Source organism: Erwinia billingiae Eb661, assembly GCF_000196615.1.
Classification (GTDB): domain Bacteria; phylum Pseudomonadota; class Gammaproteobacteria; order Enterobacterales; family Enterobacteriaceae; genus Erwinia; species Erwinia billingiae.
Window position 1 is genome coordinate 4,546,901 of record NC_014306.1, and the last position, 18,292, is coordinate 4,565,192.

The following is an 18,292-nucleotide window of genomic DNA, read 5'->3' on the forward strand; positions in this document are numbered from 1 at the left end:
CTGCCCAAAATCAGACCGCCACTGAAAGTACCATATCCTGGCGGGCGTTGACCTGGCGGATGTCAGATTAATGACCCGCCCTGCGAGTATACGTGTCTCCGCGTTTGCCTGACGTTTCACCGTTCATTTTCGGGTGATTCTCATTCCAGGAAATTTCACATTTTTCGTCCTTTATTCGCGCAAAGCCGACTCTTTGGTCATGCTAACAGGAAGAGAAGAACGAGCCTGTGGAGGCCGCCTGATGAAGCCCTTTGATAAACTTACCGAACGCGATGTTACCCCCGAGAGCATTTTTAACGCCCGTCGCCGCGAGTTGCTGAAAACGCTGGGTATTAGCGCGGCGGCGTTATCGCTGCCCTCTGCGGCTCACGCCGACGTCTTGTCCTGGTTTAAAGGCAACGACCGCCCTAAAGCGCCTTCTGGAAAACCCCTCGACTTCAGCAAACCCGCTCAGTATCAGGCCGATTTAGCCCTGACGCCGGAAGATAAAGTCACCGGCTACAACAACTATTATGAGTTTGGCCTCGATAAGGCCGATCCTGCGGCTAACGCCGGAACGTTGAAAACCGACGACTGGAAAATTGAAATCGGCGGCGAAGTCGCAAAACCACTGACGCTATCCATGGACGATATTTTCAAACGCTTCCCGCTTGAACAGCGTATTTACCGGATGCGTTGTGTTGAAGCATGGTCGATGGTCGTGCCCTGGATTGGTTTTGAATTGCGTAAATTGCTGAAAGCCGCCGAACCCACCAGCAACGCGCGTTATGTGGCGTTCCAGACCATTTACGCACCGGATGAGATGCCAGGCCAGAAAGATCGTTTTATTGGCGGCGGTATCGACTATCCCTACGTTGAAGGATTGCGCCTTGATGAGGCCATGCACCCTCTGACGATGCTGACCACCGGGGTTTATGGTAAAGCGCTGCCCCCGCAAAATGGTGCACCTGTTCGACTGACCGTGCCGTGGAAATACGGTTTTAAAGGCATCAAATCGATTGTCAAAATCACCCTGGTCAAAGATATGCCGCCAACCACCTGGAATCAGCTCGCCTCTAACGAGTATGGTTTTTACGGCAATGTGAACCCGCACGTGGACCATCCTCGCTGGTCGCAGGCGACAGAGCGCTTTATTGGTTCAGGTGGCATTCTCGATGTCAAACGCCAGCCTACCTTGCTGTTTAACGGCTATGCGGATCAGGTGGCTTCTTTATACCGTGGGTTGGATCTGCGGGAGAATTTCTAGTGATGCGTATCACCGCCAGGCAAATTACCGGCTTAAAAGTGATCCTGCACCTTGCGGGTTTTCTTCCTTTACTCTGGTTGCTTCTCTCCATCGACCAGGGCTGGTTCAGCGCCGATCCGGCGAAAGACATACAACATTTTACCGGCAGAATGGCGTTGAAGTTCCTGCTGGGCTCGCTGCTGATCACCCCGCTGGCACGCTACGGTAAGCAACCGCTGTTGATCCGTGTGCGCCGCCTGCTGGGCCTGTGGTGTTTTGCCTGGGCGACGCTGCACCTGGTAAGCTATTCAGTGCTGGAGCTGGGCATCAGCAATCTCGGCCTGCTGGGCTCTGAACTGATCTCCCGACCTTACCTGACGCTGGGCATTATCAGCTGGTTAATTCTCTTATCTCTGGCCCTGACGTCGTTTCAGAAAGCGCAGCGCAAGCTGGGCAAACGCTGGCAAACCCTGCATAACGGTATTTACCTGGTGCTGATCCTCGCACCCATCCATTACTTGTGGTCGGTGAAGACTTTCAGTCCACAACCGTGGATTTATGCGCTAATTGCAGCGATCTTGCTGGCATGGCGCTACAAAAAGTTTCGCCAGTGGTTTCGTTAAAAACCCGCTTAAGACTGTGTGCCACTCCGCATATCTGGCATTAAACCACCTGCCGTTTTTGCCAGGTGGTTGATAATCTTCGCTGATACGACCAGTATTTAGCTGCGAATTGCCACGAAATCGTTATAATGCCCGACTTCAAACTTGCGAACCGACCTAATTTCATCTGGAAAGGTGACAAATGGCGTTTCGCGTTGTATTTTGTGCGATGCCTCAATTATCGCAGGAGATAGCAGCAAGATGACGGATAAGTTTCACATACTGCTTTTAAACGGTCCCAACCTGAACCTTCTCGGCACACGTGAGCCTGAGAAGTACGGTAAAACGACCCTGGCAGAGATTGTAAGTGACCTTACCACGCAAGCTGATGCGCTCAACGTGAAGATGAGCCATCTCCAGTCCAATGCGGAACACGCGTTAATTGACCGCATTCATGAGGCGAAAGGCAATGTCGATTATATCGTCATTAACCCGGCGGCATTCACCCATACCAGCGTAGCGCTTCGGGATGCCCTGCTGGCAGTCAGCATCCCATTCATTGAAGTGCACCTGTCGAATGTGCATGCTCGCGAGCCTTTCCGTCATCATTCATATCTTTCTGATATTGCTGCCGGCGTAATCTGTGGACTTGGTGTCGACGGTTATTCCTGGGCTTTGCAGACGGCGGTTAAACGCCTGTCACAATCTAATTAAACAGAGTACGGAACCACACTCATGGATATTCGTAAGATTAAAAAACTGATCGAACTGGTTGAAGAATCAGGCATTTCTGAACTGGAAATTTCTGAAGGTGAAGAGTCTGTTCGCATCAGTCGCGCACCGGCCAACACGGGCTACCCAATGATGCAGCACTATGCTGCACCGATGATGCAGCAGCAGCCTGCGCTGGCTAACGCCGTCGCACCTGCAACTGCACCAGCGATGGAAGCTCCGGCTGCAGCCGAGATCAGTGGCCACATCGTACGTTCACCAATGGTGGGCACTTTCTACCGTACCCCAAGCCCGGACGCTAAAGCGTTTGTGGAAGTGGGTCAGAAAGTTAACGCTGGCGACACTCTGTGCATCGTTGAAGCGATGAAAATGATGAACCAGATCGAAGCCGATAAATCCGGCGTAGTAAAAGCGATCCTGGTTGAAAGCGGCCAACCCGTTGAATTTGACGAGCCGCTGGTAGTCATCGAATAACGAGGCGAACCATGCTGGATAAAATTGTAATAGCTAACCGTGGTGAAATCGCGCTGCGCATTCTGCGTGCCTGTAAAGAGCTGGGCATTAAGACTGTTGCCGTGCATTCAACCGCGGACCGCGATTTGAAACACGTACTGCTGGCAGATGAGACCGTCTGTATTGGTCCTGCACAGTCCGTAAAAAGCTACCTGAACATCCCTGCCCTGATCTCTGCTGCAGAGATCACCGGTGCGGTGGCAATCCATCCCGGCTACGGCTTCCTGTCCGAGAATGCGGACTTTGCTGAGCAGGTTGAGCGTTCAGGCTTCATCTTTATCGGCCCGAAAGCTGAAACCATTCGCCTGATGGGTGACAAAGTTTCTGCAATCAATGCGATGAAGAAAGCTGGCGTACCTTGCGTACCTGGCTCTGACGGCCCGCTGACTGAAGACATGGATAAGAACCGTGCCTTCGGTAAGCAAATCGGCTACCCGGTAATCATCAAAGCTTCTGGCGGCGGTGGTGGTCGTGGTATGCGCGTTGTGCGTCATGAAAAAGATCTGGAACAGTCCATTAATATGACCCGTGCTGAAGCCAAAGCGGCTTTCAACAACGATATGGTCTATATGGAAAAATACCTGGAAAACCCACGCCACATCGAAATTCAGGTGTTGGCGGACGGTCAGGGCCACGCCGTTTATCTGGCTGAACGTGACTGCTCCATGCAGCGCCGCCACCAGAAAGTGGTGGAAGAGGCTCCAGCACCCGGTATCACTGAAGAGATGCGTCGCTTTATCGGCGATCGTTGCTCTAAAGCCTGTATCGAAATCGGTTACCGTGGCGCAGGGACTTTCGAGTTCCTGTACGAAAACGGCGAGTTCTACTTCATCGAGATGAACACCCGTATCCAGGTAGAACACCCGGTTACCGAGATGATCACCGGTGTTGACCTGATCAAAGAGCAGCTGCGTATTGCTGCCGGTCAGCCTTTGTCGATCAAACAGGAAGACGTGGTGATCCGTGGCCATGCGGTAGAATGCCGTATCAACGCCGAAGATCCGAACACCTTCCTGCCAAGCCCAGGCAAGATCACCCGCTTCCATGCACCAGGTGGTTTTGGCGTGCGTTGGGAATCGCATATCTACGCTGGCTACACTGTGCCACCGTACTATGACTCCATGATCGGTAAACTGATCACTTACGGTGAAACCCGTGATGTGGCAATCGCCCGCATGAAAAACGCGTTGGCTGAGCTGATCATCGACGGCATCAAAGTGAACGTTGAGCTGCAGATGAAGATCATGTCTGACGAAAACTTCCAGCACGGTGGAACCAATATCCACTATCTGGAGAAAAAACTCGGCCTTCAGGAAACCTGATTAGCCTGATGTTTTGAAAAAAAGGCCGGTCTGACCGGCCTTTTTCTTTGCATTTTTAAGGTGAGGAGAGAGATGGACAAGCGCTTCGTTCAGGCTCATCGCGAGGCTCGCTGGTCATTCTGGCTGGCTGTAGCCTATCTTATTGCCTGGTCGCTGATGGCCTGGCTACCGGATGATAAACAAGGCATTACCGGGCTACCACACTGGTTTGAAATGGCCTGTCTGCTGGTTCCTGCGCTATTTATCCTGCTGTGCTGGCTGATGGTCAGGCTGGTATTTCGTGACATTCCTCTGGAAGATGAAAAGTGAAACTTCAAATCATCCTGCCGCTTATTGCCTATCTGCTGCTGGTCGCCGGCCTCTCTGTGTATGCCATGCGTAAGCGCCGTGAAGGCAGCTTTCTGACTGAATATTTCCTCGGTAGCCGATCGATGGGCGGCTTTGTGCTGGCCATGACCATGGCGACGACATACATCAGCGCCAGTTCGTTTATTGGCGGACCCGGTGCGGCCTATAAATATGGGCTGGGTTGGGTACTGCTGTCGATGGTACAGGTCCCCGCCGTCTGGCTTTCGCTGGGCGTATTGGGGAAAAAATTCGCTATCCTCGCCCGACGTTACAACGCGGTTACCCTCAACGATATGCTTTATGCCCGTTATCGCAGTCCGTTACTGGTGTGGTTCGCCAGCCTCAGCCTGCTGATCGCCTTTATCGGCGCCATGACCGTGCAATTTGTCGGTGGCGCGCGCCTTCTGGAAACCGCCGCAGGCATTCCCTACGATACCGGGTTGCTGATATTTGGTGGCACCATCGCGCTGTACACCGCTTTTGGCGGCTTCAGGGCCAGCGTGCTGAATGATGCCATGCAAGGTGTGGTGATGCTGGCAGGTACCTTCCTGCTGCTGTTTGCGGTGGTCCATGCCGCGGGCGGTATGCACAGTGCCGTCGATAAGCTTCAGCATATTGATCCCCAGCTGGTGTCCGCCAGTGGCGTTGACCATATTCTCAGCCCGACCTTCCTGGCGTCGTTTTCGGTGCTGGTCTGTTTCGGCGTGATCGGCCTGCCGCATACCGCGGTGCGCTGCATCTCCTATAAAGACAGCAAGGCGGTCCACCGCGGGATCATTATTGGTACCATCGTGGTCACGATTCTGATGTTTGGCATGCATCTGGCGGGCGCGCTTGGACGGGCGGTGATGCCTGACCTGGCAATCCCGGACCAGGTGATCCCAACGCTGATGATCCACGTTCTGCCGCCCGTCGCTGCCGGGATCTTCCTGGCGGCACCGATGGCGGCGATCATGTCGACCATCAACGCGCAACTGCTGCAATCATCGGCGACGATCGTCAAAGATCTCTATTTGCGCCTCTATCCACAGCAGATGGACAATGAGCCGCTGCTGAAGAAGATGTCAGGCGTGATCACGCTGTTGCTTGGCCTGCTGCTGCTGCTGGCCGCGTGGAATCCACCTGAAATGATCATCTGGCTCAATCTGCTGGCCTTTGGTGGGCTTGAAGCGGTCTTCCTCTGGCCGCTGGTCCTCGGGTTATACTGGGAAAAAGCCAATGCCACTGGCGCGCTCAGTAGCATGATTATGGGTGCGGGTTGTTATACGCTGCTGGCCAGTTTTTCGCTGCAGCCATGGGGATTCCACCCGATCGTGCCCTCACTGATCCTGAGTCTGATTGCCTTTGTCGTTGGAAACCGTTTTGGCCATGCCGCTGCCCCGTCAGCGCAGGCTTCCACCCCTGTTTGAATAAAGAGAATTGCCATGCCCTGGATACAGATGAAAATTAATACCACCGGCGCTCAGGCTGAAGAGCTGGGCGATGCGCTGATCGAGAACGGGGCTGTCTCGGTCACGTTTCAGGACACGCATGACAACCCGGTGTTCGAGCCCTTACCCGGCGAAACGCTGCTGTGGGGCGATACCGATGCGATCGGCTTATTTGATGCTGAAACCGATATGGATCTGGTAGTGATTGGCTTAGAAGCCTGTCCTCTGCTGGGCAGCGGCTTCGCCCACAAAATTGAACAGATCGAAGATAAAGACTGGGAACGTGAGTGGATGGTCAACTTCCATCCGATGCGTTTTGGTCAGCGTCTGTGGATCTGCCCAAGCTGGCGCGACGTGCCGGACCCGGAGGCGGTAAACGTGATGCTCGATCCTGGCCTGGCTTTCGGTACGGGTACGCATCCTACCACTTCAATGTGCCTGACCTGGCTTGATGGTCTGGATCTGCAAGGCAAAACGGTGATCGACTTTGGCTGCGGTTCCGGCATTCTGGCGATCGCCGCACTGAAGCTGGGTGCCGCCAGCGCGATAGGGATCGATATCGATCCTCAGGCGATCCAGGCTAGCCGTGACAACGCTGAACGTAATGGCGTCTCTGATCGCCTCTCGCTGTATCTGCCGCATGAGCAGCCAGATAATCTGAGTGCCGATGTGGTGGTGGCTAACATCCTTGCAGGCCCATTACGCGAGCTGGCACCGCTGATTAGCGTCCTGCCGGTGAAGGGCGGCTCTCTGGGTTTGTCAGGCGTACTGGCAAGCCAGGCTGAAAGTGTTTGTGAAGCCTATCAGGAGCTGTTCATCCTTGATCCGGTAGCAGAAAAAGAAGAGTGGTGTCGGATTACGGGCATCAAAGCCTGAGATGTTAACAAAAGGTGAGATCGTCTGGTTTTGATGATTTCATCCGTCACATGTCTCGTTATCCGGGGCATGTGATGCCTTTTATCTGGCTGTTTAGCCTATAAAAAAAGAAAAATATTTGTTCGTAATTTAATCGCTTTTTATTAAGCGATTGAATTTAATCATTAAAATAATTTACCCCTAACGGATATCTCTACCAGCACCCCGTAAGCCGGTGGATTGTTCAAAGTTTGGCCTTTCATCTTCGACAGAAAATGCGTAATATACGCCGCCTTGCGGACACACTATGGTCACTTTTATTTCATGCGCATTGGAAACCACCAGCTTCGTAATCGTCTGATTGCCGCGCCAATGGCCGGGATAACCGACAGACCGTTCCGGACCCTTTGTTATGCAATGGGCGCTGGTATGACCGTTTCCGAGATGATGTCGTCTAACCCTGAAGTCTGGGCGACGGACAAATCCCGGTTGCGCATGGTTCACAGTGATGAGCCCGGTATTCGTACCGTGCAAATTGCAGGTTGTGACCCTCATGAGATGGCTGAAGCAGCGCGTATCAACGCTTTATCTGGCGCGCAGGTGATTGACATCAACATGGGATGTCCAGCCAAAAAAGTGAATCGCAAACTGGCGGGCTCTGCCCTGCTGCAACACCCTGAGCTGGTGAAGTCTATCCTGCTGGCGGTGGTTGATGCAGTGGACGTTCCCGTTACGCTGAAGATTCGCACTGGCTGGGATCCAGACAACCGTAATTGTGTTGAAATTGCCCAATTGGCTGAACGCTGCGGTATTCAGGCCCTGACCATCCACGGACGCACTCGCGCGTGTTTGTTCAACGGCGAAGCTGAATATGACAGCATTCGGACAGTTAAGCAGAATGTCTCCATTCCCGTTATCGCGAATGGCGACATCACTGACCCGCATAAAGCCAGAGCCGTGCTCGACTATACGGGGGCTGATGCCCTGATGATAGGACGTGCGGCTCAGGGAAGACCTTGGATCTTCCGGGAAATCCAGCATTATCTGGACACTGGGGAGCTGCTGGCACCGATGCCCTTAGCTGAAGTAAAGCGCTTGCTCATCGGGCACCTACGGGAACTGCACGACTTTTATGGTCACCGCAAAGGATACCGTATTGCCCGGAAGCACGTCTCCTGGTATCTCCAGGAGCATGCCCCAAACGACCAGTTTCGGCGCACATTCAACGCCATAGAGGATGCCAGCGAACAGCTGGAGGCGTTGGAAGCATACTTCGAAAATCTTGCCTAATAGAAATAAAGAGCTGACAGAACTATGTTCGAACAACGCGTAAATTCTGACGTACTGACCGTATCTACCGTAAACTCACAGGATCAGGTGACTCAAAAGCCACTGCGTGATTCGGTCAAACAGGCACTGAAGAACTATTTTGCTCAACTGAATGGTCAGGATGTGAATGACCTGTATGAGCTGGTTTTGGCTGAAGTAGAACAGCCATTGTTGGACATGGTGATGCAATACACCCGTGGCAACCAGACCCGTGCGGCCCTGATGATGGGCATCAACCGTGGTACGCTGCGTAAGAAACTGAAAAAATACGGCATGAACTAAGTTTCGGTTCATTGTGTTGGAGGCGCTACCATTCGTTAGCGCCTTTTTTATTGCCTTTTTTCAGGCCCAGAATTATCCGGATCGTGTAAAGTAAACCTTTCTGGCTCAACTTCCTGTCCGTGATGTTGTCGAAGTTTTTGTATCGCTGATGATTTGCGTCTCTATGCGCTACATACCCTATGCACGCTTAAAGAGAGAATTATGAAGTCTTCCCCCCGTTTCACCCGCCGCTTACTGCACCCACGTTACTGGATAACCTGGATCGGACTGGGAATTCTGTTTTTGCTGGTTCAGCTCCCTTTTCCTCTGCTGGAAAAACTGGGCACCTGGATGGGCCGGACCTCGATGCGGTTCCTCAAGCGCCGGATTCGCATTACCCGCCGCAATCTGGAGCTGTGTTTCCCTGAGATGCCTGCCGATCAGCTTGAACAGCACATCGTAAAGAATTTTGAATCACTGGGTATGGGATTACTGGAAACCGGCATGGCCTGGTTCTGGTCGGATCGCCGGGTGAAGCGCTGGTTTACCGTTGAGGGCCTGGATAACCTGAAGGCCGCGCAGGTAGGTGGACGAGGTGCGCTGATCATTGGCGTTCACTTTATGTCTCTTGAGCTGGGAGGCCGTACGATGGGCCTGTGTCAGCCAATGATGGCCATGTATCGCCCGCACAACAATAAACTGATGGAATGGGTTCAGACTAAAGGTCGTATGCGCTCTAACAAAGCGATGATCAACCGTCGCGACCTGCGTGGCATGGTGAATGCCTTGAAACAGGGCGAAGCCGTATGGTTTGCTCCCGATCAGGATTATGGCCCTAAAGGCAGCGTATTCGCGCCGCTGTTCGCCGTTCCTCAGGCCGCGACGACCAGCGGTACCTGGATGATTGCCCGCATGGCTAAACCAGCCATGCTCACCGTTGTCCTGATCCGCAATGATGATGGTAGCGGCTATAAGCTGGTGATCCAGCCTGAGCTAAAAGATTACCCTGTCGCGGATGAGCAGCAGGCTGCGGCGTATATGAACCAGGTGATTGAACACGAGATCATGCGTGCGCCCTATCAGTATCTGTGGCTCCATCGCCGCTTCAAAACCCGTCCCGAGGGTGCCAGCTCCCTTTATTAAATCTCTTTCTCCCTTCTTTTCAGAACCAGCTCATATTCTATGAGCTGGTCTCGCCGAATTCATTGCAATCTCGTAACATAAAGTACGCTTTTGCTCACATTGCTTCCATATAGTGAAACGCGATGCACCATTTGTGACCAATCCACCTGTTTTTGCCCACCCGTAGTGCGCGATATTAAGCAAACTTTCTGGATGCTTCTAATTATTAGCAAACCTTTCCAACAAATTCAGGGCTCTGCAATTTTGGCATTACCTTTGCAGTGTCGTGGATGGCTTCGGCCACAGACAGGAAAAGTGCACCACAGCGTGCGTTAAACATAATAATGATTTCGCCACACAGGATGCTTTATGAAAAAAATGATGCTCTCCACTTTGGTTGCCGCTGCAGCGCTGTTTGCAGTTGCGAATCAGGCTCACGCCGGCACCACCCTGGATGCCATTAAGAAGAAAGGTTTCATTCAATGCGGTATCAGTGATGGTCTGCCTGGCTTCTCGTTTGCAGACGCCAGTGGCAAATTTAGCGGTATCGATGTGGACGTATGCCGTGCAGCAGCTGCCGCCGTGTTTGGCGATGCAACCAAAGTGAAATACACCCCATTGACTGCAAAAGAACGTTTCACTGCTCTGCAGTCTGGTGAAGTAGACATCCTGTCTCGTAACACAACCTGGACCTCTGCGCGCGATGGCGGCATGGGCTTCATTTTCGCTGGCGTAAACTATTATGACGGCATCGGCTTCCTGACCCACCAGAAAGCAGGGCTGAAGAGCGCGAAAGAGCTTGATGGCGCAACCGTTTGCATTCAGGCCGGTACAGATACTGAACTGAACGTGGCTGACTACTTCAAAGCCAACAACATGCAGTACACCCCGGTAACCTTCGACCGTTCTGACGAATCAGCGAAAGCGCTGGATACCGGCCGTTGCGATACGCTGGCATCCGACCAGTCTCAGCTGTATGCACTGCGTATCAAGCTGGGCAAACCAAACGAATTTATCGTGCTGCCAGAAGTGATCTCTAAAGAACCGCTGGGACCGGTTGTCCGTCGTGGCGATGATGACTGGTTCACCATCGTGAAATGGTCTCTGTACGCCATGCTGAATGCCGAAGAGATGGGCATCACTTCTGCAAATGTCGATCAGCTGGCCGCTAAACCCACCAACCCAGATATGGCTCACCTGCTGGGCTCAGAAGGTGATTTCGGCAAAGACCTGAAGCTTGATAACAAATGGGCTTACAACATCGTTAAGCAGGTTGGTAACTATCAGGAAGTCTTTGACCGTAACGTCGGTAAAGACAGCCAGTTGAAAATTGCCCGTGGCCAGAACGCCCTCTGGAACAAAGGCGGCATCCAGTACGCACCACCAGTACGTTAATTCCCACCGTTTACAGGGCACCGGCTTGCCGGTGCCTTAGTCAGAATTTTCGTCACTGAGGTTTCAACATGTCTCAACGCCCAACCGTAAAAAGGGATTTTTCATTCAGTAATCCTGCGGTGCGCGCCTGGCTGTACCAGATCATTGCGATTGTCGTTGTTCTGGGTGTGGCGGGGTATCTGGTTCACAATACCGTCATTAACCTCGCAAGCCGCGGCATTACCTCCGGTTTTGGTTTCCTGGAACGTAGCGCTGGCTTTGGTATCGTTCAACATCTGATCGATTACAGCGAAGGTGATACCTATGCCCGGGTGTTTCTCGTTGGCTTAACCAACACTTTGCTGGTCTCTGCTCTTTGTATTGTCTTTGCCTCGCTCCTCGGCTTCTTTATTGGCCTTTCACGCTTATCCGACAACTGGCTGCTGCGGAAAATCTCGACGATCTATATCGAGACCTTCCGTAATATCCCGCCATTGTTGCAGATCTTCTTTTGGTACTTTGCCGTCTTACGCAACCTTCCGGGACCGCGTCAGGCAGCCAGTGCGTTTGATTTAGCCTTTGTCAGTAATCGGGGTCTCTATATTCCATGGCCACAGTACGCAGTGGGTACCTGGCCGTTTGTCATTGCGCTGTTGGTGGCGGTAGCAGGCACTGTTGCTCTGTTCCGCTACAACCGCACCTATCAGTTGAAAACCGGGCAGCTTCGCCGTACCTGGCCTGCCAGCGTGGCGATGGTGATTATCTTCCCGGTTATTGCGCATCTGACGTTTGGTGCCGCTATGCACTGGGACATTCCTCAACTTCGCGGCTTTAACTTCCGTGGCGGGTTTGCCCTGATCCCTGAGCTGGCAGCCTTAACGCTGGCCCTGTCGATCTATACCTCAACCTTTATCGCTGAAGTTATCCGCTCCGGCATCCAGTCCGTACCGTATGGTCAGCACGAAGCGGCACGTTCACTGGGGATACCGAATCCGGTTACGCTGCGCCAGGTCATCATTCCTCAGGCCATGCGCGTGATAATCCCGCCATTGACCAGCCAGTATCTGAATATCGTGAAAAACTCCTCGCTCGCCGCAGCGATTGGCTATCCCGATATGGTTTCGCTGTTTGCAGGAACGGTGTTGAATCAGACTGGCCAGGCTATCGAGACTATCGCCATCACCATGGGTGTCTACCTGGTCATCAGCCTGCTGATTTCGCTGTTAATGAACATCTATAACCGCAAAATCCGCCTGATTGAGCGTTAAGAGAACGGGATCAATATGACTTTAGCTACTCACGAAACCCCGCCCGTCCCGACGAATGCTTTTTCCCGCACCGTTAGTTGGGCAAGAAAAAATCTGTTCTCCAGCTGGGGAAACTCTCTGCTGACCCTGTTTTGCATTTGGGTTATCTGGACGGTGATCCCGCCGGCGCTTAACTGGCTGGTCTTCCAGGCTAACTGGATTGGTACCACCCGCGCAGACTGTACTAAGGATGGCGCTTGCTGGGTGTTTATCCATGCCCGCTTTGGCCAGTTTATGTATGGGTTATATCCGCATGAACTGCGCTGGCGTATCAACCTGGCGCTGGTGATTGGCCTGCTTTCAATTCTGCCGATGTTCCTCAAAAGCATGCCGCGCCGTGGCCTGTACATCGCCGTTTGGGCGGTGGTTTATCCGATTGCTGTCTGGGTGCTGCTGTATGGCGGTTTCTTTGGACTTGAGCGGGTAGAGACGCGTCAGTGGGGCGGATTAACGCTGACGCTGATTATTGCCTCCATCGGCATCGCCGGTGCCCTGCCGTTGGGGATTTTACTGGCTCTGGCAAGACGTTCCTCGATGCCGGTAGTGCGTGCCCTTTCAGTCATTTTTATCGAATTTTGGCGCGGCGTGCCGCTGATCACCGTGTTGTTTATGTCTTCGGTGATGCTGCCGCTGTTTATGTCAGAGGGCAACAGCATTGATAAGCTGATCCGTGCGCTGGTCGGCGTGATCCTGTTCCAGTCAGCGTATGTTGCAGAAGTGGTTCGTGGTGGATTACAGGCGCTACCAAAAGGCCAGACTGAAGCCGCAGAGTCACTGGCGCTGGGCTACTGGAAGACACAGGGTCTGGTGATCCTGCCGCAGGCGTTAAAACTGGTGATCCCGGGTCTGGTGAACACCATCATTGCCCTGTTCAAAGATACCAGCCTGGTGATTATCATCGGTCTGTTTGACCTGTTCAGTAGCGTACAGCAAGCGACCGTCGACCCCGCGTGGTTGGGGATGTCGACTGAAGGCTATGTCTTTGCTGCACTGGTCTACTGGATTTTCTGTTTTAGCATGTCGCGCTATAGCCAGTATCTGGAGAAGCGTTTTCACACCGGGCGTACACCGCACTGAGGCTTAAAATGACCCAACCTATGAAACAATCCGACGACGCGATGATGATTACGCTCGAAAACGTGAACAAATGGTACGGCCAGTTTCACGTACTGAAAGATATCAACCTGCACGTTAAGCCGCGCGAGCGCATCGTGCTTTGCGGCCCTTCGGGTTCCGGTAAATCAACGACCATTCGTTGTATTAACCATCTCGAAGAGCATCAGCAGGGACGTATTGTGGTTGATGGTATTCATCTCAATGACGATCTCCGCAATATTGAACGTGTGCGGACAGAAGTGGGGATGGTATTCCAACACTTTAATCTGTTCCCGCATCTGACTGTTTTGCAGAACTGCACGCTGGCGCCGATTTGGGTGCGTAAAACGCCGAAGAAAGAAGCTGAGGCACTGGCCATGCACTATCTGGAACGTGTTCGCATTTCAGAGCACGCCCATAAGTTTCCTGGACAGCTTTCCGGTGGGCAGCAGCAGCGCGTGGCGATCGCACGATCGCTGTGTATGAAACCGAAAATCATGCTGTTTGATGAACCGACATCGGCACTGGATCCAGAGATGGTGAAAGAGGTGCTGGATACCATGATTGGTCTGGCTGAAGATGGTATGACAATGTTGTGTGTCACGCACGAGATGGGCTTTGCCCGTACCGTGGCTGACAGGGTGATCTTTATGGATCGTGGTGAGATCGTTGAGCAAGCGCCACCGCAAGAGTTCTTCTCCAATCCGAAGTCAGAACGTACCCGCGCGTTTCTTTCTCAGGTTATTCATTGAGTTAAGCACTGTTAAGTAGCCAACTGTATTAAACGCCCTGCCGACAGGCAGGGCTTTTTTATGCCCGCAGTGAGGGTATGGCCTATCAGGTAGGTGATTAGCATTGAGGGCGTGAGACGATTCTGGGTCCAGTGATAACTGGATTAAATATGGCGTCGTGCGGCAGCACGGCGTCTTTTTTTGTCTGGTTTTTGGGGTGGTTTGGAATTTTAGTGACGGGTTTCGGCCGTTATCAGGCGGGCCGGGGGAGTCCGGGAGCCGTTTTGAGGCGGGTTTTGCCTTCTCACGCACACAAAAAAGCCCCATGCTTTCGCATGAGGCTTGTCTGCTTAATTGATGCCTGGCAGTTCCCTACTCTCGCATGGGGAGACCCCACACTACCATCGGCGCTACGGCGTTTCACTTCTGAGTTCGGCATGGGGTCAGGTGGGACCACCGCGCTAAAGCCGCCAGGCAAATTCTGTTATTCACGCCGCCATAGGGCCGCGCAAATTTATCCGGTTCAAGCTGAAAATATCGTTCGTGTCTCTCAGACACCACCAGAACGCTTCTGGTGTTGTAAGGTTAAGCCTCACGGGTCATTAGTACCGGTTAGCTCAACGCATCGCTGCGCTTACACACCCGGCCTATCAACGTCGTAGTCTTCAACGTCCCTTCAGGGGCCTTAAAGGCCCAGGGAAGATTCATCTCGAGGCAAGTTTCGCGCTTAGATGCTTTCAGCGCTTATCTTTTCCGCACTTAGCTACCGGGCAATGCCATTGGCATGACAACCCGAACACCAGTGGTGCGTTCACTCCGGTCCTCTCGTACTAGGAGCAACCCCTCTCAATCTTCCAGCGCCCACGGCAGATAGGGACCGAACTGTCTCACGACGTTCTAAACCCAGCTCGCGTACCACTTTAAACGGCGAACAGCCGTACCCTTGGGACCTACTTCAGCCCCAGGATGTGATGAGCCGACATCGAGGTGCCAAACACCGCCGTCGATATGAACTCTTGGGCGGTATCAGCCTGTTATCCCCGGAGTACCTTTTATCCGTTGAGCGATGGCCCTTCCATTCAGAACCACCGGATCACTATGACCTGCTTTCGCACCTGCTCGAGCCGTCACTCTCGCAGTCAAGCTAGCTTATGCCATTGCACTAACCTCACGATGTCCGACCGTGATTAGCTAACCTTCGTGCTCCTCCGTTACTCTTTAGGAGGAGACCGCCCCAGTCAAACTACCCACCAGACACTGTCCCCACGCCGGATCACGGCGCCAGGTTAGAACATCAAACGTTAAAGGGTGGTATTTCAAGGTTGGCTCCACGCAGACTGGCGTCCACGCTTCAAAGCCTCCCACCTATCCTACACATCAAGGTTCAATATTCAGTGTCAAGCTATAGTAAAGGTTCACGGGGTCTTTCCGTCTTGCCGCGGGTACACTGCATCTTCACAGCGAGTTCAATTTCACTGAGTCTCGGGTGGAGACAGCCTGGCCATCATTACGCCATTCGTGCAGGTCGGAACTTACCCGACAAGGAATTTCGCTACCTTAGGACCGTTATAGTTACGGCCGCCGTTTACCGGGGCTTCGATCAAGAGCTTCTCCTTGCGGATAACCCCATCAATTAACCTTCCGGCACCGGGCAGGCGTCACACCGTATACGTCCACTTTCGTGTTTGCACAGTGCTGTGTTTTTAATAAACAGTTGCAGCCAGCTGGTATCTTCGACTGGCTTCAGCTCCGGGAGCAAGTCCCTTCACCTACGCGCCAGCGTGCCTTCTCCCGAAGTTACGGCACCATTTTGCCTAGTTCCTTCACCCGAGTTCTCTCAAGCGCCTTGGTATTCTCTACCTGACCACCTGTGTCGGTTTGGGGTACGATTCCGTGTTACCTGATGCTTAGAGGCTTTTCCTGGAAGCAGGGCATTTGTTACTTCAGCACCGTAGTGCCTCGTCATCACACCTCAGCGTTAAAAAGAGTCCGGATTTACCTAAACTCTCCGCCTACATGCTTAAACCGGGACAACCGTCGCCCGGCTAACATAGCCTTCTCCGTCCCCCCTTCGCAGTAACACCGAGTACAGGAATATTAACCTGTTTCCCATCGACTACGCCTTTCGGCCTCGCCTTAGGGGTCGACTCACCCTGCCCCGATTAACGTTGGACAGGAACCCTTGGTCTTCCGGCGAGCGGGCTTTTCACCCGCTTTATCGTTACTTATGTCAGCATTCGCACTTCTGATACCTCCAGCAGCCCTCACAGGCCACCTTCGACGGCTTACAGAACGCTCCCCTACCCAACAACGCCTAAGCGTCGCTGCCGCAGCTTCGGTGCATGGTTTAGCCCCGTTACATCTTCCGCGCAGGCCGACTCGACCAGTGAGCTATTACGCTTTCTTTAAATGATGGCTGCTTCTAAGCCAACATCCTGGCTGTCTGTGCCTTCCCACATCGTTTCCCACTTAACCATGACTTTGGGACCTTAGCTGGCGGTCTGGGTTGTTTCCCTCTTCACGACGGACGTTAGCACCCGCCGTGTGTCTCCCGTGATAACATTCTTCGGTATTCGCAGTTTGCATCGGGTTGGTAAGCCGGGATGGCCCCCTAGCCGAAACAGTGCTCTACCCCCGAAGATGAGTTCACGAGGCGCTACCTAAATAGCTTTCGGGGAGAACCAGCTATCTCCCGGTTTGATTGGCCTTTCACCCCCAGCCACAAGTCATCCGCTAATTTTTCAACATTAGTCGGTTCGGTCCTCCAGTTAGTGTTACCCAACCTTCAACCTGCCCATGGCTAGATCACCGGGTTTCGGGTCTATACCCTGCAACTTAACGCCCAGTTAAGACTCGGTTTCCCTTCGGCTCCCCTATACGGTTAACCTTGCTACAGAATATAAGTCGCTGACCCATTATACAAAAGGTACGCAGTCACACCACGAAGGTGCTCCCACTGCTTGTACGTACACGGTTTCAGGTTCTGTTTCACTCCCCTCGCCGGGGTTCTTTTCGCCTTTCCCTCACGGTACTGGTTCACTATCGGTCAGTCAGGAGTATTTAGCCTTGGAGGATGGTCCCCCCATATTCAGACAGGATGTCACGTGTCCCGCCCTACTCATCGAACTCACAGCAAGTGCATTTTTGTGTACGGGAGTATCACCCTGTACCCTGCGACTTTCCAGACGCTTCCACTAATGCACAAACTGATTCAGGTTCTGGGCTGTTCCCCGTTCGCTCGCCGCTACTGGGGGAATCTCGGTTGATTTCTTTTCCTCTGGGTACTTAGATGTTTCAGTTCCCCAGGTTCGCCTTGCAACACTATGTATTCATGTTGCAATGATGCACCAAAGTGCACCGGGTTTCCCCATTCGGGTATCGTCGGTTATTGCGGTTCATATCACCTTACCGACGCTTATCGCAGATTAGCACGCCCTTCATCGCCTCTGACTGCCTAGGCATCCACCGTGTACGCTTAGTCACTTAACCTCACAACCCACAAGCGTCCCGAAAGACACATGCTGTTGTAAGCATTTGAGAGACTCGAACATATCGTATGATTTCATTCTTATTACGGAGAATGAAAACGACATGTCGTTTCAATTTTCAGCTTGTTCCGGATTGTTAAAGAGCATAATACTTCGCAGCACACCGTTGCCGGTACGCTCTGAAGTATTGTCAGAAAACTGCATGGTGGAGCTAAGCGGGATCGAACCGCTGACCTCCTGCGTGCAAGGCAGGCGCTCTCCCAGCTGAGCTATAGCCCCATACAGTTACTGCAGAGACCATCTACTACCACTCAACGTGAGTTCATCAGCCACCGTCAGGCGACAAATGTTAATTTTTGCTCAGGCAAGGCATGTTTTCGCGCCGCATAGTTCACTATGCAAGCCGGAAACATAACGCAGCATGAGTGAAAATTTGGTAGGCCTGAGTGGACTTGAACCACCGACCTCACCCTTATCAGGGGTGCGCTCTAACCACCTGAGCTACAAGCCTGTAGAGGTTTTTTCTGCTCGTTACTTTTCTATCAGACAATCTGTTGT

Annotated in this window: 15 protein-coding genes, 2 tRNA genes and 2 rRNA genes; 15 read left to right on the forward strand and 4 right to left on the reverse strand. The window is 52.8% G+C overall.

Features of this window, described 5'->3' with window-relative positions; all coding sequences use genetic code 11:
• Positions 1-241: 241 nt before the first annotated feature.
• The 15 genes from msrP (at position 242) to EBC_RS22135 (ending at position 14,267) form a co-directional block, all read left to right on the forward strand.
• Positions 242-1,246, forward strand: coding sequence for a protein-methionine-sulfoxide reductase catalytic subunit MsrP (msrP, locus tag EBC_RS22065; protein ID WP_013204088.1), 1,005 nt, complete (start codon positions 242-244; stop codon positions 1,244-1,246).
• Positions 1,247-1,248: 2 nt separating this feature from the next.
• Positions 1,249-1,848: a protein-methionine-sulfoxide reductase heme-binding subunit MsrQ gene (gene msrQ / locus EBC_RS22070; RefSeq protein WP_013204089.1), complete on the forward strand. Its 600-nt coding sequence runs from the start codon at positions 1,249-1,251 to the stop codon at positions 1,846-1,848.
• 240 nt (positions 1,849-2,088) lie between these two features.
• Positions 2,089-2,541 carry a type II 3-dehydroquinate dehydratase gene (gene aroQ, locus EBC_RS22075; RefSeq protein WP_013204090.1) on the forward strand — a complete coding sequence of 151 codons (453 nt, stop codon included), beginning with the start codon at positions 2,089-2,091 and terminating at the stop codon, positions 2,539-2,541.
• A 21-nt stretch (positions 2,542-2,562) separates the two neighbouring features.
• Positions 2,563-3,033: an acetyl-CoA carboxylase biotin carboxyl carrier protein gene (gene accB, locus EBC_RS22080; protein ID WP_013204091.1), complete on the forward strand. Its 471-nt coding sequence runs from the start codon at positions 2,563-2,565 to the stop codon at positions 3,031-3,033.
• 11 nt (positions 3,034-3,044) lie between these two features.
• The gene (gene accC / locus EBC_RS22085) at positions 3,045-4,394 is read left to right on the forward strand and encodes an acetyl-CoA carboxylase biotin carboxylase subunit (protein WP_013204092.1); all 1,350 of its coding nucleotides are present in this window, start codon (positions 3,045-3,047) and stop codon (positions 4,392-4,394) included.
• A 72-nt stretch (positions 4,395-4,466) separates the two neighbouring features.
• Positions 4,467-4,703 (forward strand): YhdT family protein, encoded by a 237-nt coding sequence (locus tag EBC_RS22090; RefSeq protein ID WP_013204093.1) that lies wholly within the window; start codon positions 4,467-4,469, stop codon positions 4,701-4,703.
• The gene (gene panF, locus EBC_RS22095; protein WP_013204094.1) at positions 4,700-6,151 is read left to right on the forward strand and encodes a sodium/pantothenate symporter; all 1,452 of its coding nucleotides are present in this window, start codon (positions 4,700-4,702) and stop codon (positions 6,149-6,151) included. The genes EBC_RS22090 and panF overlap by 4 nt, the downstream gene beginning before the upstream one ends.
• 15 nt (positions 6,152-6,166) lie before the next feature.
• Entirely contained in the window at positions 6,167-7,048 is an 882-nt protein-coding gene (gene prmA / locus EBC_RS22100) for a 50S ribosomal protein L11 methyltransferase (RefSeq protein WP_013204095.1), read from the forward strand.
• A 303-nt stretch (positions 7,049-7,351) separates the two neighbouring features.
• Positions 7,352-8,317 (forward strand): tRNA dihydrouridine synthase DusB, encoded by a 966-nt coding sequence (gene dusB, locus EBC_RS22105; protein ID WP_013204096.1) that lies wholly within the window; start codon positions 7,352-7,354, stop codon positions 8,315-8,317.
• A 24-nt stretch (positions 8,318-8,341) separates the two neighbouring features.
• Positions 8,342-8,638 (forward strand): DNA-binding transcriptional regulator Fis, encoded by a 297-nt coding sequence (fis, locus tag EBC_RS22110; protein WP_000462905.1) that lies wholly within the window; start codon positions 8,342-8,344, stop codon positions 8,636-8,638.
• Positions 8,639-8,839: 201 nt separating this feature from the next.
• Entirely contained in the window at positions 8,840-9,760 is a 921-nt protein-coding gene (gene lpxP / locus EBC_RS22115) for a kdo(2)-lipid IV(A) palmitoleoyltransferase (protein ID WP_013204097.1), read from the forward strand.
• A 348-nt stretch (positions 9,761-10,108) separates the two neighbouring features.
• Positions 10,109-11,134, forward strand: coding sequence for an amino acid ABC transporter substrate-binding protein (locus EBC_RS22120; RefSeq protein WP_013204099.1), 1,026 nt, complete (start codon positions 10,109-10,111; stop codon positions 11,132-11,134).
• 68 nt (positions 11,135-11,202) lie between these two features.
• Positions 11,203-12,381 carry an amino acid ABC transporter permease gene (locus tag EBC_RS22125; protein ID WP_013204100.1) on the forward strand — a complete coding sequence of 393 codons (1,179 nt, stop codon included), beginning with the start codon at positions 11,203-11,205 and terminating at the stop codon, positions 12,379-12,381.
• A gap of 15 nt (positions 12,382-12,396) precedes the next feature.
• Positions 12,397-13,497, forward strand: coding sequence for an amino acid ABC transporter permease (locus EBC_RS22130; RefSeq protein ID WP_013204101.1), 1,101 nt, complete (start codon positions 12,397-12,399; stop codon positions 13,495-13,497).
• An 8-nt stretch (positions 13,498-13,505) separates the two neighbouring features.
• On the forward strand, positions 13,506-14,267 hold the full coding sequence (locus tag EBC_RS22135) for an amino acid ABC transporter ATP-binding protein (RefSeq protein WP_041692138.1): 762 nt from the start codon (positions 13,506-13,508) through the stop codon (positions 14,265-14,267).
• 338 nt (positions 14,268-14,605) lie between these two features.
• Here the strand turns inward: EBC_RS22135 and rrf are convergent.
• From rrf to EBC_RS22155, 4 genes are all read right to left on the reverse strand, one after another.
• Positions 14,606-14,721 (reverse strand): 5S ribosomal RNA (gene rrf / locus EBC_RS22140).
• 106 nt (positions 14,722-14,827) lie between these two features.
• Positions 14,828-17,735: ribosomal RNA gene (locus EBC_RS22145) — 23S ribosomal RNA — on the reverse strand.
• A 202-nt stretch (positions 17,736-17,937) separates the two neighbouring features.
• Positions 17,938-18,013, reverse strand: a tRNA-Ala gene (locus tag EBC_RS22150).
• 155 nt (positions 18,014-18,168) lie between these two features.
• Positions 18,169-18,245 (reverse strand) — tRNA-Ile (locus tag EBC_RS22155).
• Positions 18,246-18,292 lie beyond the last annotated feature (47 nt).

Excerpts from the sequence above, each read along its gene's own strand:
- accC (WP_013204092.1), top strand. The coding sequence starts at position 3,045 with ATGCTGGATAAAATTGTAATAGCTAACCGTGGTGAAATCGCGCTGCGC.
- dusB (WP_013204096.1), top strand. The coding sequence starts at position 7,352 with ATGCGCATTGGAAACCACCAGCTTCGTAATCGTCTGATTGCCGCGCCA.
- accB (WP_013204091.1), top strand. The coding sequence starts at position 2,563 with ATGGATATTCGTAAGATTAAAAAACTGATCGAACTGGTTGAAGAATCA.
- EBC_RS22090 (WP_013204093.1), top strand. The coding sequence starts at position 4,467 with ATGGACAAGCGCTTCGTTCAGGCTCATCGCGAGGCTCGCTGGTCATTC.
- fis (WP_000462905.1), top strand. The coding sequence starts at position 8,342 with ATGTTCGAACAACGCGTAAATTCTGACGTACTGACCGTATCTACCGTA.
- msrQ (WP_013204089.1), top strand. The coding sequence starts at position 1,249 with ATGCGTATCACCGCCAGGCAAATTACCGGCTTAAAAGTGATCCTGCAC.
- msrP (WP_013204088.1), top strand. The coding sequence starts at position 242 with ATGAAGCCCTTTGATAAACTTACCGAACGCGATGTTACCCCCGAGAGC.
- EBC_RS22120 (WP_013204099.1), top strand. The coding sequence starts at position 10,109 with ATGAAAAAAATGATGCTCTCCACTTTGGTTGCCGCTGCAGCGCTGTTT.
- EBC_RS22125 (WP_013204100.1), top strand. The coding sequence starts at position 11,203 with ATGTCTCAACGCCCAACCGTAAAAAGGGATTTTTCATTCAGTAATCCT.
- aroQ (WP_013204090.1), top strand. The coding sequence starts at position 2,089 with ATGACGGATAAGTTTCACATACTGCTTTTAAACGGTCCCAACCTGAAC.
- lpxP (WP_013204097.1), top strand. The coding sequence starts at position 8,840 with ATGAAGTCTTCCCCCCGTTTCACCCGCCGCTTACTGCACCCACGTTAC.
- EBC_RS22130 (WP_013204101.1), top strand. The coding sequence starts at position 12,397 with ATGACTTTAGCTACTCACGAAACCCCGCCCGTCCCGACGAATGCTTTT.
- EBC_RS22135 (WP_041692138.1), top strand. The coding sequence starts at position 13,506 with ATGACCCAACCTATGAAACAATCCGACGACGCGATGATGATTACGCTC.
- prmA (WP_013204095.1), top strand. The coding sequence starts at position 6,167 with ATGCCCTGGATACAGATGAAAATTAATACCACCGGCGCTCAGGCTGAA.